A 12,624-nucleotide genomic window follows, 5' to 3' on the forward strand; every position below is an offset into this window, starting at 1 on the left:
ACGGTGGGGAGTGCCGGCGGAATGGGATCAGGACGCCGGCGCGCTGGCCGAGGTCGATGCGGCAGGGGTCATGCGTCGCGCTCCAGGCGCGCGATCACCGCTTCCAGGGCCAGCCGGTAGCTGTCTGCGCCAAAGCCGCAGATGACCCCGTCGGCCTTGTCGCTGAGATAGCTGTGGTGCCGGAACGGCTCGCGCGCGTGCGGGTTGGACAGATGAATTTCCACGAACGGCAGCCCCACGCCCAGCAGCGCATCGCGCAGCGCCACCGAGGTATGGGTGAAGGCAGCCGGGTTGATCAGGATGTAGGCGGTGCCGTCCTCGCGCGCGGCGTGGATGCGCTCCACCAGCACGTGCTCGGCATTGGACTGCAGGCAGTGCAGCACGTGCCCGGCCGCTTGCGCGCGGTCCACCAGGGCCGCATCGATCTGCGCCAGCGTGGTACGCCCGTAAACCTCCGGCTCGCGGGTGCCGAGCAGGTTGAGGTTGGGGCCATGCAACAGCAGCAGATGGGCCATGGGATCGGCAAGAGCGGAAAGGCCGGAAGTCTGCGCGATGTCGTCGATGCTGTCCAGTTCGACGAACTTAGGTCTGTTTAAAACGATTGTTTTAAATTTCGAGTGGTTTGGGCGGTGGCTAATGGTGGCAGGCATCAGTGCGCCAAAGGTCATAGTGCCGGCTCTGAATAGCCCCAGCCCGATGCGAGCCGAACCGGTAGCCGGCCGTGCGCACCCGTCGCGCAGCGTTTGCGCTCTGGCGCGCTGGAGGCGCCGTCCCGGCCGGTCGCGCTGTCGGCATCCTCTCCTGCCGGGCGTCAGAATGTTGTGCCGGCGGCAGCAATTCGGTGGGTGTCCGGCCTGTTTGTGGCAAGGGCGCAGGAGGTGATGCTGCGGCAGGGCCGCGATCTACGTTTTGCGCGCAGATCCAGGCGCCAACAACGAGGCGCCGGGCCTGACAGGGCCGACGTGTCAGATGAAGGGCGATCGGCGCGATCGATCCCGTCTGCTGCCTCGCTTCGTGCAGCTGCCCGTCATGCCGGCCGCGGCCACTGTCGCCTGCTGCACATCGCATGCATCAAGGCGGCGCAGGTGTCGGAGGCACTGAACAGGCGACACCGCGCGCAGCCTGACGCCGCGCCTGCCCATGCCGGCACCGGCCAGTCCGGTCTGCAGGACGCCAGCAGAGCGCGGGGCACGCAGACTGACGGCCAAGAGGGGCAGCGAACCCGCGCTTGGACGTGCCGCAACGCGCCTTGTGGCGCGGGTGCCGGTCTACATGATTCGCAACATCTTCGACCTAGCCCGCCAACAGACGGCCGCCGAGGTCACCAGCTGCAGCGAAGGCGCTGCCTCACCGCGCTGCGCGCAGCAAGGCATCTTCGGTAATGGCGCCGGTCAGCACGGTCGGCAGGATCGCCGGTGGGGCGCCGGGGCCGTAGACCACGTACAGCGGCACGCCGACGGCCTGGTGCTGGTCGAGGAAGGTGCTGATGGCGGGGTCGACATTGGTCCAGTCGCCCTTCATGTAGACCGCATCGACGCGGCGCAACGCGTCGCGGAATTCGGCGCTGCTCAGTACGTTCTTTTCGTTGGCCTTGCATGTCACGCACCAATCGGCGGTCATGTTGACGAAGACCACGCGGTTGTCGGCGCGCAGGCGGTCCAGCAACTGCGGGGAGAACGTCACCACGCCCTCGGTCGCGGTGGCCGCCGGCAGGCTCAGGCGCGTGACCGCGACCACCGGCACCAGCGCCAGCACCAGCATCGCCGTGGCCAGGCCCATGCCCAGGCGGTGGCTCTTCCAGCGGCTGCGCTCGAAGCACCACAGGCCCAAGGCCAGCAGGGTGGCGCCCACCAGCATCAAGGCCAGCGCATCCACGCCGCGTTGCTTGCCCAATACCCACAGCAGCCAGATCGCGGTGAGATACATCGGGAACGCCAGCACCTGCTTGAGCGTTTCCATCCACGCCCCGGGGGTGGGCAGGCGCCGCGCCAGCGAAGGCACGAAGCCGATCAGCAGGAACGGCAACGCCAGGCCCAGGCCCAGCGCCAGGAATACCAGCATCGCCAGCAACGCCGGCGCGGTGAAGGCGTAGGCCAGTGCCGTGCCCATGAACGGCGCGATACAGGGGCTGGCGACCACGCAGGCCAGCACGCCGGTGAAGAAGTCGCCCAGCGGTCCGTTGCGGGCGGCCAGCGACTGCCCGATGCCGCCCAGGTTGGTACCCAAGGTGAACACGCCCGACAGGCTCAGCCCCACCGCGAACATCAGATAGGCCAGCGCGGCGACGAACCACGGCTGCTGCAACTGGAAGCCCCAGCCGGCGGCCTGCCCGGCGGCGCGCAAGCCGATCACCAGCCCGCCAATGGCGGCGAAGGACACCAGCACGCCCAGCGAGTACCAGATCGCATGGCTACGTGCGTGGCCGCGGCTCTCGCCGCTGTGCGCCAGGCCCAGCACCTTCAGCGACAGGATCGGCAGCACGCAGGGCATCAGGTTCAGCACCAACCCGCCAAGCAGCGCCAGTACCAGCATGCCCAGCAGGCCCTTGTCGGTATGCGGCGGCGGCGTGCGCTCCGGATTGCCGGCCGAGGCATCGGCGACCGGACTGGCAGTGCTGGCGGCAGGCGCGGGCTCGACCGGTGCCTGACCGGCAGCCAGCGGCGAAATCATCAACGGCGCAGCCTGGGCCTGGTTCTGCGGCGACACGATTCCGGCCGGCACATCGAGGGCAACGCGGCGGGTCATCGGCGGATAGCAGATACCGTCGGTCTGGCAGCCCTGGAAGGTGGCCACCAGGGTCACGTGGGCCGGATCAGGGTGGTCGCGCAGCAGCGGCAAGGTCACTTCGGCCCGGTCGAAATACACCACCACATCGCCGAAGTGCTCGTCGCGGTGGGCCTTGCCTTGCGGCCAGCGCGGCAGCCCGGTGCGCACGCCGCTGGCGCCTTCCAGTGCCAGCGAGGTGCGGTCGCGGTAGATGTAGTAGCCCGGCGCCGGGGTGAAGCGCAGCAGCAGGCTGTTGCCGTCGCCGACGATGGCTTCGAAGTTGAAGGCCTGCTCGGCCGGCAGCGGCAACGCATCCACGCCGGCGGTCTGGCCGGGGGCGCCGAACAGGCGCGGGCCGGCGGCGCTGCGTGGCACCAGCGCGCCCAGATTTTCGCGTGGCGCAGCAGTGGCCTGCGCCACGCTGGCATCGGCCGCGGGCAGGTCGACGCGGATTTCGCGCCGCTGCGGCGGATAGCACACGCCGGCATCGGCGCAGCCCTGGTACTGCACCTGCAGGACGGCGGTCTGCACCGCTGGGTCGGCCTTGCCGGCCAGGGTGGCCTGCAGTTGCTTGCGGTAGGTCTGCACCTGGCCGAAGAACTCGTCGTGCTTGCTCTCGCCCTCCGGCAGCGCCAGTTCGCCTGCGGCAAACCCCTTTCCGGCCTTGACGCTGATGCGGTGGCGATACAGGTAGTAGCCCGGTGCGATCTTCCAGTTCAGCGCGATGCGGTCGCGGCTGTCGGCGGTGGCGCTCAGCGCGAAGGCCTGGTCCACTGGCAGCAGATCCTTTTCGCTGATCGCCAGGGCGGGGAAAGCGGCCAGGGCCAGCAGGCACAGGGCGGCGATACGGTGCAGCACGGTCATCGGCTTACGGTTCCTCACGGGTTTCGGCGTACACCCACTGCAGGTAGGCAGGCAAGCCGCCGGCGACCTCGAGCTCGATCAGTTCGGGGACGTCGAAGGGGTGCAGCTCGCACAGCCGCTGTTGCAACGCGGGGATGCGGTCGGCGGCGGTCTTGATCAGCAGCAGCACTTCCTCGGCCTGTTCCACCACGTCCTGCCAGCGATACGTAGCATGCACGCCGGGCAGGCGGCTCACGCACGCGGCCAGGCGCTCTTCGACCAGGACCTGGGCGATCCGCGCGGCGCTAGCCGGATCGGGGCAGGTACTGAACAGCAGGCGGAGGGGTGGGAGCGAAGACATGCGACCGACAGTATAGGGACGCCGGCAGGGCTTTGCCGGGCCTGGTTCGGACGTAGGTCCGGGGCCGCGGGGACTTGGTTGCAGGCCCATGCGACGACCGGGCAGGGTGCAGGCGCGGACACACTCCAACTGGTGCGGTTGGCAATCCTAGCCCCTGGCACGCATTGCAATCACTTTGGCGTGTATTGCATGTCCCGCGCTTCGGTTCGGCGCTACGCTAGTTCCGTCCTCGTCCCAGCCTGGTCACCATCGACCCCCGGTCGCTTTCGCATGGCACGCAACCTCACGTTTTCATTGGACATCGGCTGGCGCACGCTGCTGAAGGACTTCGGCCTGAAGCCCGAACACGTGCTGCGCAAGGCCGGGCTGCCCGAAGATCTGTTCGCGCGCGTCGGCCGCGGGCTCGACACGGACGAGTATTTCCGCTTCTGGCGGGCGCTGGAACTGGAAGCGGGCGATGCCATGTTTCCCTTGCACTTGGTCGAGATGGTGTCGGCCGAGGTGTTCGATCCGCCCTTGTTCGCCGCCCTGTGCAGCGCCAACCTGATGCAGGCGGTGCAGCGCCTGGCCAAGTACAAGCAACTCGTGGCGCCCATGGGCCTGGAGGTGGACGTGGACCGTGCGGGAGCACTGACGGTGTCGCCACGCTGGTTGTCGGTGCAGACCGAAGTGCCTTACTCGCTGCAGGTCGCAGAGGTCGCGTTCTTCCTGCGGCTGGCCCGGCTGGCGACGCGCGAGCCGGTGCAGGCGCTGCGCGTGGTACTGCCGCGGCTTCCGCCCGGCGCCTATGCGCGGCGCTACGAGCGCTTCTTCGGCGTCCCCGTTCGACACGGCGAGGCTCCGGCCATCACCTTCGGCGCCGCCGACGCGCTGCGTCCGTTCCTGACCGTGAACGAAGGCATGTGGCGCGTGTTCGAACCCGATCTGCGCCGCCGGCTCAGCGAACTCGATGCGGCGGCGACGACGGTAGAGCGCGTGCGTGCGGTGCTGCTGGAGTTGCTGCCCAGCAACATGGCCACCATCGAAAAGGCCCCCGAACGCCTGGGGCTCAGCAAGCGCACGTTGCAGCGCCGCCTCGAAGACGAAGGGGCGAATTTTCGCGCCTTGGTCAATGCGACCCGGGAGAGCCTTGCCCGCCATTACCTCGGCAGCACCACGATGACCGGCGGGGAGATCGCGTTCCTGTTGGGGTTCGAAGACCCCAACTCGTTCTATCGCGCCTTCTTGGAATGGACGGGCCAGACGCCGGATACCGCGCGCAACGCCATGCGCCTGAACTGAGAAGCGACAGGGTCCTGGTCTCATGAGGCTCCGTTGCATGCGCTGAGCCGATCAGGCGCCGAACGCCTTGAGAGGGGTGCATCGAGCGCTGCCCTGTGCGTTTCGCCGCTATGGCCAAGGATCTCGAGCGCGCCCACCTCATGCGCGTCAGCCTGTTGATCGAGCCGGCTGGTGTGCACGATGCCGAGCGGCAAGAGGGGCTCGGCGCCTGGGGCGCGAGGCTGCTGTCGCGCAACTGCAGACCTTGCGTCCGGTGCCGCAACGCCATGCCCTGACGGCCCAGGTGACGCGGGTGGAGCAGGTAAAAGCGGCACGCTCTAAGGCGAATGAGGTTGGCGCACATTGCCGTTCCTCTGGCGCGAATGGCGAGTTCATCGCAAGGCGAGGCGCTCTATCGTCAGTTCATTCCTCCACTTGAGGTGTCACCATGAACGTTCGGCGCTTTCTTCTTCCCATCGCCATGCTGGTGGGGTTGCTGGTTGGCCAGGCGGCATTCGCGCAGGACGGCTGGTCGCTGGCCAAGGATGCCGAAGGCATCAAGGTCTACGTGCGCAACGTCGAGGGCTCGCCCTTACGCGAATTTCGGGGCGAGGTGCAATTGAAGGCCGCTGCGGACGATGTGGTCAAGGTGCTGCGCGACGCGAATGCCTTCCGCCAGTGGATGCCGGACGTGGCCGCTTCGGAACTGCTGAAGGCCACCGACACCGAGCAGTACCACTATCTGGACAACAGCGCGCCCTGGCCGGTATCCAACCGCGACGGCGTCTACCACTTCATCTATGAAAAGGCCGGCGACGGTGCCATCACCGTGCGTGTGGAGGCAGTCCCGGACTACTTGCCACTGCGCAAGGGCAAGGTGCGCATTCCCCGGGCCAAGGGTCAATGGACGCTGGTGCCGGACGCGGATGGCGTGGACGTCACCTACCAGATGCACGCCTCGCCTGGTGGGTCCATTCCGAGCTGGCTGGCCAACCAGACGGTGGTGGAGACGCCCTTCGGGACGCTCAAGGCGCTGCGAAGCCACTTGCAGGAAGCCCACTGACCAGGCCCATGAACGTCGTGTCGGCCAGCTGTTCGGCAGCGAAAGATTTCACGGATACATCGAAGGCAAAGAGCGCTGGTCGTCGGCTTTTCGATGTCTGAAGAAAATGGCTTGGCCAGTAACGCTGCCATTCCAATCGCACCCAATGTTTCCATGCGGACGAAGCGATCAACTCCATGACGCCACAGGACAAGCACATGCCATTCATCGATGCCATGCACATGTACTTTCGAGGGGAAAAAATCGAGGCGATCTATTTCATCGCCGTCACCGGCCTGTTGCTCGTGATCTTCGGAGTCGCGGCCCTGAAGGCCGAGCGCGGAGGGTATGCATGGAGCGTCGCCATACCCTCGATCCTGTTTGGAATCGTGCTGGTCGGCGTAGGCGCCGGCGTTGGCCTGCGCACCGACAAACAGGTCGCCGCGATTGAAAGCGGCCTGCAGGAAAGCCCTTCGATGCTGGTGCAAAAAGAGCTGCCACGCATGCAAAAGGTCAATGCCAATTTTCGCATGACCTACTACGTCCTGGGGCTGGTGGCTGCCTTGGGGCTGATCCTGCACTACGTGGCCGGCCCGGAATGGGGGCGCGGTCTGGGTTCGACGCTGGTGCTGCTGGGGGCCATTGGTTTACTGATCGACGGATTCGCCGAGCGACGTGCAGTGCCCTATACGGCAGCGCTGGTTCGGCTCGATGCAGAGCACCGTCATGCAGATCGGGCCGTGGTGATGCCGGTGCCGAACCCGGCAGCATCGGGTCGTTCTTCAAAACACTAGCTGGAGGGCTGCAGCCATTGCCCCCAGCAGCCACCGGCCTGCTACCGAATGAAGGCCTGCACCAACCAGTGACCGCGCCCAAAGCAGAACAGCGGGCTGCAATGTCTGGACGGACGGCTCGACCAGATCGCCGGGTCCACCGAATGCGATGGTTGCGATGCATGGCGCGAAATGTCAGCACTCTGGCGCCGATTGCAAGTCGAGTCTGCTCGCGCATCCGGAGAATGGACCTCATCCATTCAATCGAGGTCTCACATGTTCGTCAAAGGAAAGAAAACCGCCTTGGTCACCGGTGCGTCGTCGGGCATGGGCAAAGCCATTGCGCACCGTCTCATCCAGGATGGCTATCAGGTCTACGTAGCGGCGCGCAACGTCGACAGGATGGCGGATTTGGCCCTGCTGGGCGCACACCCCCTGTGCATGGACGTCTCCAGGGACGACGACATCGTCGCCGGCGTCGACGCGATCCTGGCCCAGACGGGCGGCGTGGATGTGTTGGTCAACAATGCAGGCTTTGGACTGTACGGGCCGATCGAGGAAATCGGGATCCACGAAGCGCGCTACCAGTTCGAAGTCAATCTGTTCGGTGCCGCCCGGCTCACCCAACTGCTGCTGCCCGCGATGCGCTCCAAGCGCGCCGGGCATATCGTCAACATCACCTCGATGGGCGGCAAGATGTACAGCATCCTGGGTGCGTGGTACCACGCGACCAAACATGCGCTGGAAGGCTGGTCTGATTGTTTGCGCCTGGAGGTCGCCGAGTTCGGCATCAAGGTCGTGATCGTCGAACCTGGCGTGATCGAGACGGGCTTCGGCGATGCCGCCACCGACAGCATCGCCAAGCGCTCGGCCAGCGGCCCCTATGGCCGGCTGGTGCAGATGGTGACCAAATCGATCGACACCACGTACGGACATGGCAAGGGCAGCGATCCGCGCGTGATCGCAGACGTGGTCTCCAGGGCGGTGGCCAGCAACAACCCGCGTACGCGCTATGCGGCCGGCAAGTTCGCCAGGATGCTGATCCGCATGCGCGTCTGGCTCGGCGATCGCATGTTCGACCGCATCATCCTGAGCCAGACGCGCTGAGAACGGAGCTGGCTTGCGCTGATCAAATGCCAAGTCATGATGTTAAGGGGAATGCGATTTATTGCAGTGGGCTGGCAGTGGCTCGCAAGACACCCGGCGCGCCGCGATCGGAGCGCCGGTGATCGTCCTCAGTTCAGCAACTGGCAACTGGCCGGCCTGGCCGAGTTGAACAGGCTGACGGTGGCCCATTCGGGGTGATCCACGAACGGGTTGCGGTTGCCCTGGAAGCTGAAGATCACCTCGTTGCGGGCGCGCTCGGCGTCGTCCGGCGGGTCGGCCTGATGCCAGGCCAGCAGGGTGGAGAGCAGGCCCATGTACGCCGGCGAGGCCGCGGTCTGCACGATCTTGCTGCGGTCGTCGGTGAGCTCCAGGTCCGGCTCGGATTGCTCGGTGGTCGCATCCAGGCCCCCTTCGTAGCGGATGGCCATGTACATCACCGCGCGCGCCATGTCGCCGTTGCGCCGGCCCACACCTCGAAGGTGCCGCTGTTGCCGTCGGGCGTGCGTACCCAGTTGGAATTGCCTGGGTAACGCCCGCTGCCGCCGCCACTGCCGTCGTTGACTTCGGTCACCCGCTCGCCGCAGCTGCTGGTGCAGGTGGCATAGGGCTTGTTGCCGCGGTCTGCGTTGAAGCTGGTGTCGGTCAGGTACAGCATGTGGGTGTCGGTGTAGGGCGCGTACGGCAGGCCGCGGTCGCCGGTGGCGCTGCCGAAGCCCAGCGAGTTGGGCCAGGTGTGCTCGCGGTTGTAGGTGAGCCCGCTGCCGGTGCCGGCGCGGTCGCTGACCTTGGCGTAGCTGCGGTTGCGGTAGGCGTCCAGGATGCGGCCGCTGTTGTTGGGATCCTCGTCGGCCATTTCCAGGATGGTCCAGGTGCTGGTGCCGCTGCCGCTGTACGGGTAGACCGTGTGCCCCTTGATGGTGGCGTGCAGCGAGCAGCGCAGCTGGCTGGCGTTGGTGGTATTGACCCGCGCGTAGTAACCGGTGCCGCCGCCGCTGGCGGTGGCCACGGTGAAGGCGATGGACTGGTTGGCGGCCGGGCTCAGGCCGCTGGCATCGCGGATGGCGCTGGCGGTAATGGCCAGCGTGCAGCGCTCGCCGCCGACCAGGGCGGTGTTGGTGGACAGGGTGAAGCGGGTGCCGCTGGTCGGGTATGTCAATGCCACGTTGCCGGAGCTGGCGCAGCTCAGCGCAAACGCACCGCTGCCCAGCGTCACCGCCTCGCTGAAGCCCACGGCCAGATCGCCGGCGGCCGGGAAGCCGGTGGCGCCTTGCGTCGGTGTGGTGCTGCTGATGCTGGGAGCACCGGTGCTGCCGCCGCCGTCGCTGCCGGTGAAGGTCTGGCCGCGGTTGCAGGCGCCGAAGGTCTGCGCCGCCGAGCCGGCCCAGCTGAAGTTGGCCGCGCTGCTGCCAGTGCCGGTCAGTTGCAGCGAACTGCCGACCGCGGTGCTGTTGCTCTCGCTCACCGGCAGGTTCTGGCTGGTCACGCCGGCCGCCGGGCCGCCGCTGCCGGTGATGGCGCCTTCGTAACTGAGGAACTGCACCAACTGCCCGTTGGGGTCGACCAGCGCCACGCCGTCGTTGGGTCCGTTCTGCACGCCGTTGCTGGCGTAGCTCACCGTGGCCAGACGCACCTGGCTGCCGCAACTCACCACCGTGCCGGCCGGCAGCGTCGTGTTGGCATAGACCACTGCCGCACTGGCGGCAGCGCCGTTGTACAGGTAGATGCGGTAACCGCTCAGCGACTCGCCGGCGGTGGCCACCACTTCCACGCCTTCGCCGCTGTCGCCGGAGGCGCCCGCGTCGTCGTAGTGCAGTTCGTTGATGAAGACCGCCGCATCGGCGGAGGTGGCACCGAGCGCGAACGCGCAGGCCAGGGGAAGGGTGCAGCGCAGGGACACGAAACGGGACGGCAACCTCATCGACAGCTCCTTGTGATCGGGGAATGCGTTCCCGACTGTAAGGCGCGCGCATGACAAGCGATGGAACCTGGTTCCATTTCTAGAGCGCTCAACAAACTGCTGCGCGTCTGCCAGGCGGGCGCGGCCGGCGCCCGGAACCGGCATGTACCACGCGTACACGCCTGTTCCGCGCGCCGTCCGCGCCCACCTGACGACCGCTCGCTCTGTGTTGTCTGCCGCCCTCGGCGTTCGGAGAGAAGCGGTCAGCGAAAAATTTTTGCCGCCAGCCCTTGAAAGCCGCCCACGCAGCACAATCTCTGGCCCGCACCCGCTTTGTCGGGTTTTTTCCGCGCGCTGTGCTGGCAGTCGTCATGTGCGAGTGCTAACATCGCCGATAATTTCCAGGCCAATCAAACACTTAAGAGGTCTTCTCTATGAGCATCAAGCCGCTTCACGACCGCGTTGTAGTCAAGCCGATCGAAGCCGACGAAGTTTCCGCCGGCGGCATCGTGATTCCGGACTCCGCCAAGGAAAAGTCCACCAAGGGTGAAGTCGTCGCGATCGGCGCCGGCAAGCCGCTGGACAACGGCAGCCTGCGCGCGCCGGTGGTCAAGGTTGGCGACAAGGTCATCTACGGCCAGTACGCCGGCAGCAGCTACAAGTCCGAAGGCGTCGAGTACAAGGTGCTGCGCGAAGACGACATCCTGGCCGTCATCGGCTGATCAGGCGCTACGCGCCGGGAATCGGGAGTAGGGAATCGGGAATCGGTAGAGCGGCCAACGCCCTCGCCATCCCACCCAGCCCCGATATCCGCCTTTGATTGACCGATTCCCCATTTCCCATTTCCAATTTCCGGAGTAACAACCAATGGCTGCTAAAGACATTCGTTTCGGTGAAGACGCACGTACCCGCATGGTTCGTGGCGTCAACGTGCTTGCCAATGCCGTGAAGGCAACCCTGGGCCCGAAGGGCCGCAACGTCGTGCTCGAGAAGAGCTTCGGCGCGCCGACCATCACCAAGGACGGCGTCTCCGTCGCCAAGGAAATCGAACTGGCTGACAAGTTCGAGAACATGGGCGCGCAGATGGTCAAGGAAGTCGCTTCCAAGACCAACGACAACGCCGGCGACGGCACCACCACCGCCACCGTGCTGGCCCAGGCCCTGATTCGCGAAGGCGCCAAGGCTGTGGCCGCCGGCATGAACCCGATGGACCTCAAGCGCGGTATCGACCAGGCCGTCAAGGCTGCGGTCGTCGAGCTGAAGAACATCTCCAAGCCCACCACCGACGACAAGGCGATCGCCCAGGTCGGCACCATCTCGGCCAACTCGGACGAGTCGATCGGCAACATCATTGCCGAAGCGATGAAGAAGGTCGGCAAGGAAGGCGTGATCACCGTTGAAGAAGGCTCGGGCCTGGAAAACGAGCTGGACGTGGTCGAGGGCATGCAGTTCGACCGCGGCTATCTCTCCCCGTACTTCATCAACAACCAGCAGAGCCAGTCGGCCGATCTGGACGACCCGTTCATCCTGCTGCACGACAAGAAGATCTCCAACGTGCGTGACCTGCTGCCCGTGCTGGAAGGCGTGGCCAAGGCCGGCAAGCCGCTGCTGATCGTCGCCGAAGAAGTCGAAGGCGAAGCGCTGGCGACCCTGGTGGTCAACACCATCCGCGGCATCGTCAAGGTCGTGGCCGTCAAGGCCCCGGGCTTCGGCGACCGTCGCAAGGCGATGCTGGAAGACATGGCCGTGCTGACCGGCGGTACCGTGATCTCCGAGGAAGTGGGTCTGGCGCTTGAGAAGGCGACCATCAAGGACCTGGGCCGCGCCAAGAAGGTGCAGGTTTCCAAGGAAAACACCACGATCATCGACGGCGCTGGCGATTCGGCCGCGATCGAGTCGCGCGTGGGCCAGATCAAGACCCAGATCGAAGACACCTCGTCCGATTACGACCGCGAGAAGCTGCAGGAGCGCGTGGCCAAGCTGGCCGGTGGCGTTGCAGTGATCAAGGTGGGTGCCTCGACCGAAATCGAAATGAAGGAAAAGAAGGCGCGCGTCGAAGACGCCCTGCACGCCACCCGTGCAGCCGTCGAAGAAGGCGTGGTCCCGGGCGGCGGCGTGGCCCTGGTGCGTGCGCTGGTGGCCGTGGGTGACCTGAAGGGCGCCAACGAAGACCAGACCCATGGCATCCAGATCGCCCTGCGCGCCATGGAAGCCCCGCTGCGCGAGATCGTAGCCAATGCCGGCGAAGAGCCCTCCGTGATCCTGAACAAGGTCAAGGAAGGCAGCGGCAACTACGGCTACAACGCCGCCAACGGCGAGTTCGGCGACATGGTCGAATTCGGCATCCTGGACCCGACCAAGGTGACCCGCTCTGCGCTGCAGAACGCCGCCTCGATCGCCGGCCTGATGATCACCACCGAAGCCATGGTGGCCGATGCACCGAAGAAGGACGAGCCGGCACTGCCGGCCGGCGGTGGCATGGGCGGCATGGGCGGCATGGATTTCTGATCCAGGCCACTTGCGCTGGTGCAGCAAAAAAGACCCCGCCGAAAGGCGGGGTCTTTTTATGCGCTTT

At 66.0% G+C, this 12,624-nt stretch carries 9 protein-coding genes, 1 other RNA gene and 2 pseudogenes; 8 read left to right on the plus strand and 4 right to left on the minus strand.

Going from position 1 to position 12,624, the window contains the following annotated elements; all coding sequences use genetic code 11:
• Positions 1-68 precede the first annotated feature (68 nt).
• The 3 genes and pseudogenes from aroQ to cutA all read right to left on the minus strand — a co-directional run bounded on the left by aroQ (position 69) and on the right by cutA (position 3,970).
• The gene (aroQ, locus tag F7R02_RS07135) at positions 69-515 is read right to left on the minus strand and encodes a type II 3-dehydroquinate dehydratase (protein WP_003483185.1); all 447 of its coding nucleotides are present in this window, start codon (positions 513-515) and stop codon (positions 69-71) included.
• Between the two features lie 832 nt (positions 516-1,347).
• A pseudogene (locus F7R02_RS07140) lies at positions 1,348-3,597 on the minus strand (protein-disulfide reductase DsbD family protein); the annotation flags it as partial.
• A 37-nt stretch (positions 3,598-3,634) separates the two neighbouring features.
• Positions 3,635-3,970 carry a divalent-cation tolerance protein CutA gene (gene cutA, locus F7R02_RS07145; protein WP_033483946.1) on the minus strand — a complete coding sequence of 112 codons (336 nt, stop codon included), beginning with the start codon at positions 3,968-3,970 and terminating at the stop codon, positions 3,635-3,637.
• A 270-nt stretch (positions 3,971-4,240) separates the two neighbouring features.
• Here cutA and F7R02_RS07150 point away from each other — a divergent pair, with 270 nt between their 5' ends.
• The 5 genes from F7R02_RS07150 (at position 4,241) to F7R02_RS07175 (ending at position 8,152) form a co-directional block, all read left to right on the plus strand.
• Positions 4,241-5,251 (plus strand): AraC family transcriptional regulator, encoded by a 1,011-nt coding sequence (locus F7R02_RS07150; RefSeq protein ID WP_078590159.1) that lies wholly within the window; start codon positions 4,241-4,243, stop codon positions 5,249-5,251.
• Positions 5,252-5,361: 110 nt separating this feature from the next.
• Positions 5,362-5,526 (plus strand): hypothetical protein, encoded by a 165-nt coding sequence (locus F7R02_RS26325; protein ID WP_167520982.1) that lies wholly within the window; start codon positions 5,362-5,364, stop codon positions 5,524-5,526.
• A gap of 152 nt (positions 5,527-5,678) precedes the next feature.
• Positions 5,679-6,293, plus strand: coding sequence for an START domain-containing protein (locus tag F7R02_RS07160; protein ID WP_033483944.1), 615 nt, complete (start codon positions 5,679-5,681; stop codon positions 6,291-6,293).
• 197 nt (positions 6,294-6,490) lie between these two features.
• Complete coding sequence (locus tag F7R02_RS07170) at positions 6,491-7,066, plus strand: hypothetical protein (protein ID WP_005920148.1); 576 nt, start codon at positions 6,491-6,493, stop codon at positions 7,064-7,066.
• A 255-nt stretch (positions 7,067-7,321) separates the two neighbouring features.
• Positions 7,322-8,152 (plus strand): oxidoreductase, encoded by an 831-nt coding sequence (locus F7R02_RS07175; RefSeq protein ID WP_005920149.1) that lies wholly within the window; start codon positions 7,322-7,324, stop codon positions 8,150-8,152.
• A 128-nt stretch (positions 8,153-8,280) separates the two neighbouring features.
• Here the strand turns inward: F7R02_RS07175 and F7R02_RS07180 are convergent.
• Positions 8,281-10,070: pseudogene (locus F7R02_RS07180) on the minus strand (endonuclease).
• Between the two features lie 142 nt (positions 10,071-10,212).
• Between F7R02_RS07180 and F7R02_RS07185 the strand changes: the two are divergent.
• The 3 genes from F7R02_RS07185 (at position 10,213) to groL (ending at position 12,557) form a co-directional block, all read left to right on the plus strand.
• Positions 10,213-10,287: non-coding RNA, sX9 sRNA (locus tag F7R02_RS07185), on the plus strand.
• Positions 10,288-10,483: 196 nt separating this feature from the next.
• Positions 10,484-10,771 carry a co-chaperone GroES gene (locus tag F7R02_RS07190; protein WP_003483210.1) on the plus strand — a complete coding sequence of 96 codons (288 nt, stop codon included), beginning with the start codon at positions 10,484-10,486 and terminating at the stop codon, positions 10,769-10,771.
• A gap of 145 nt (positions 10,772-10,916) precedes the next feature.
• Positions 10,917-12,557, plus strand: coding sequence for a chaperonin GroEL (groL, locus tag F7R02_RS07195; RefSeq protein ID WP_033483940.1), 1,641 nt, complete (start codon positions 10,917-10,919; stop codon positions 12,555-12,557).
• The last annotated feature ends 67 nt before the right edge of the window (positions 12,558-12,624 follow it).

Origin of the sequence: Xanthomonas cissicola, from assembly GCF_008801575.1 — a bacterium.
GTDB classification, from domain to species: domain Bacteria; phylum Pseudomonadota; class Gammaproteobacteria; order Xanthomonadales; family Xanthomonadaceae; genus Xanthomonas; species Xanthomonas cissicola.

Coding starts and splice junctions, on each gene's coding strand:
- aroQ (WP_003483185.1), bottom strand. CDS start 515: ATGGCCCATCTGCTGCTGTTGCATGGCCCCAACCTCAACCTGCTCGGC.
- cutA (WP_033483946.1), bottom strand. CDS start 3,970: ATGTCTTCGCTCCCACCCCTCCGCCTGCTGTTCAGTACCTGCCCCGAT.
- F7R02_RS07150 (WP_078590159.1), top strand. CDS start 4,241: ATGGCACGCAACCTCACGTTTTCATTGGACATCGGCTGGCGCACGCTG.
- F7R02_RS26325 (WP_167520982.1), top strand. CDS start 5,362: ATGGCCAAGGATCTCGAGCGCGCCCACCTCATGCGCGTCAGCCTGTTG.
- F7R02_RS07160 (WP_033483944.1), top strand. CDS start 5,679: ATGAACGTTCGGCGCTTTCTTCTTCCCATCGCCATGCTGGTGGGGTTG.
- F7R02_RS07170 (WP_005920148.1), top strand. CDS start 6,491: ATGCCATTCATCGATGCCATGCACATGTACTTTCGAGGGGAAAAAATC.
- F7R02_RS07175 (WP_005920149.1), top strand. CDS start 7,322: ATGTTCGTCAAAGGAAAGAAAACCGCCTTGGTCACCGGTGCGTCGTCG.
- F7R02_RS07190 (WP_003483210.1), top strand. CDS start 10,484: ATGAGCATCAAGCCGCTTCACGACCGCGTTGTAGTCAAGCCGATCGAA.
- groL (WP_033483940.1), top strand. CDS start 10,917: ATGGCTGCTAAAGACATTCGTTTCGGTGAAGACGCACGTACCCGCATG.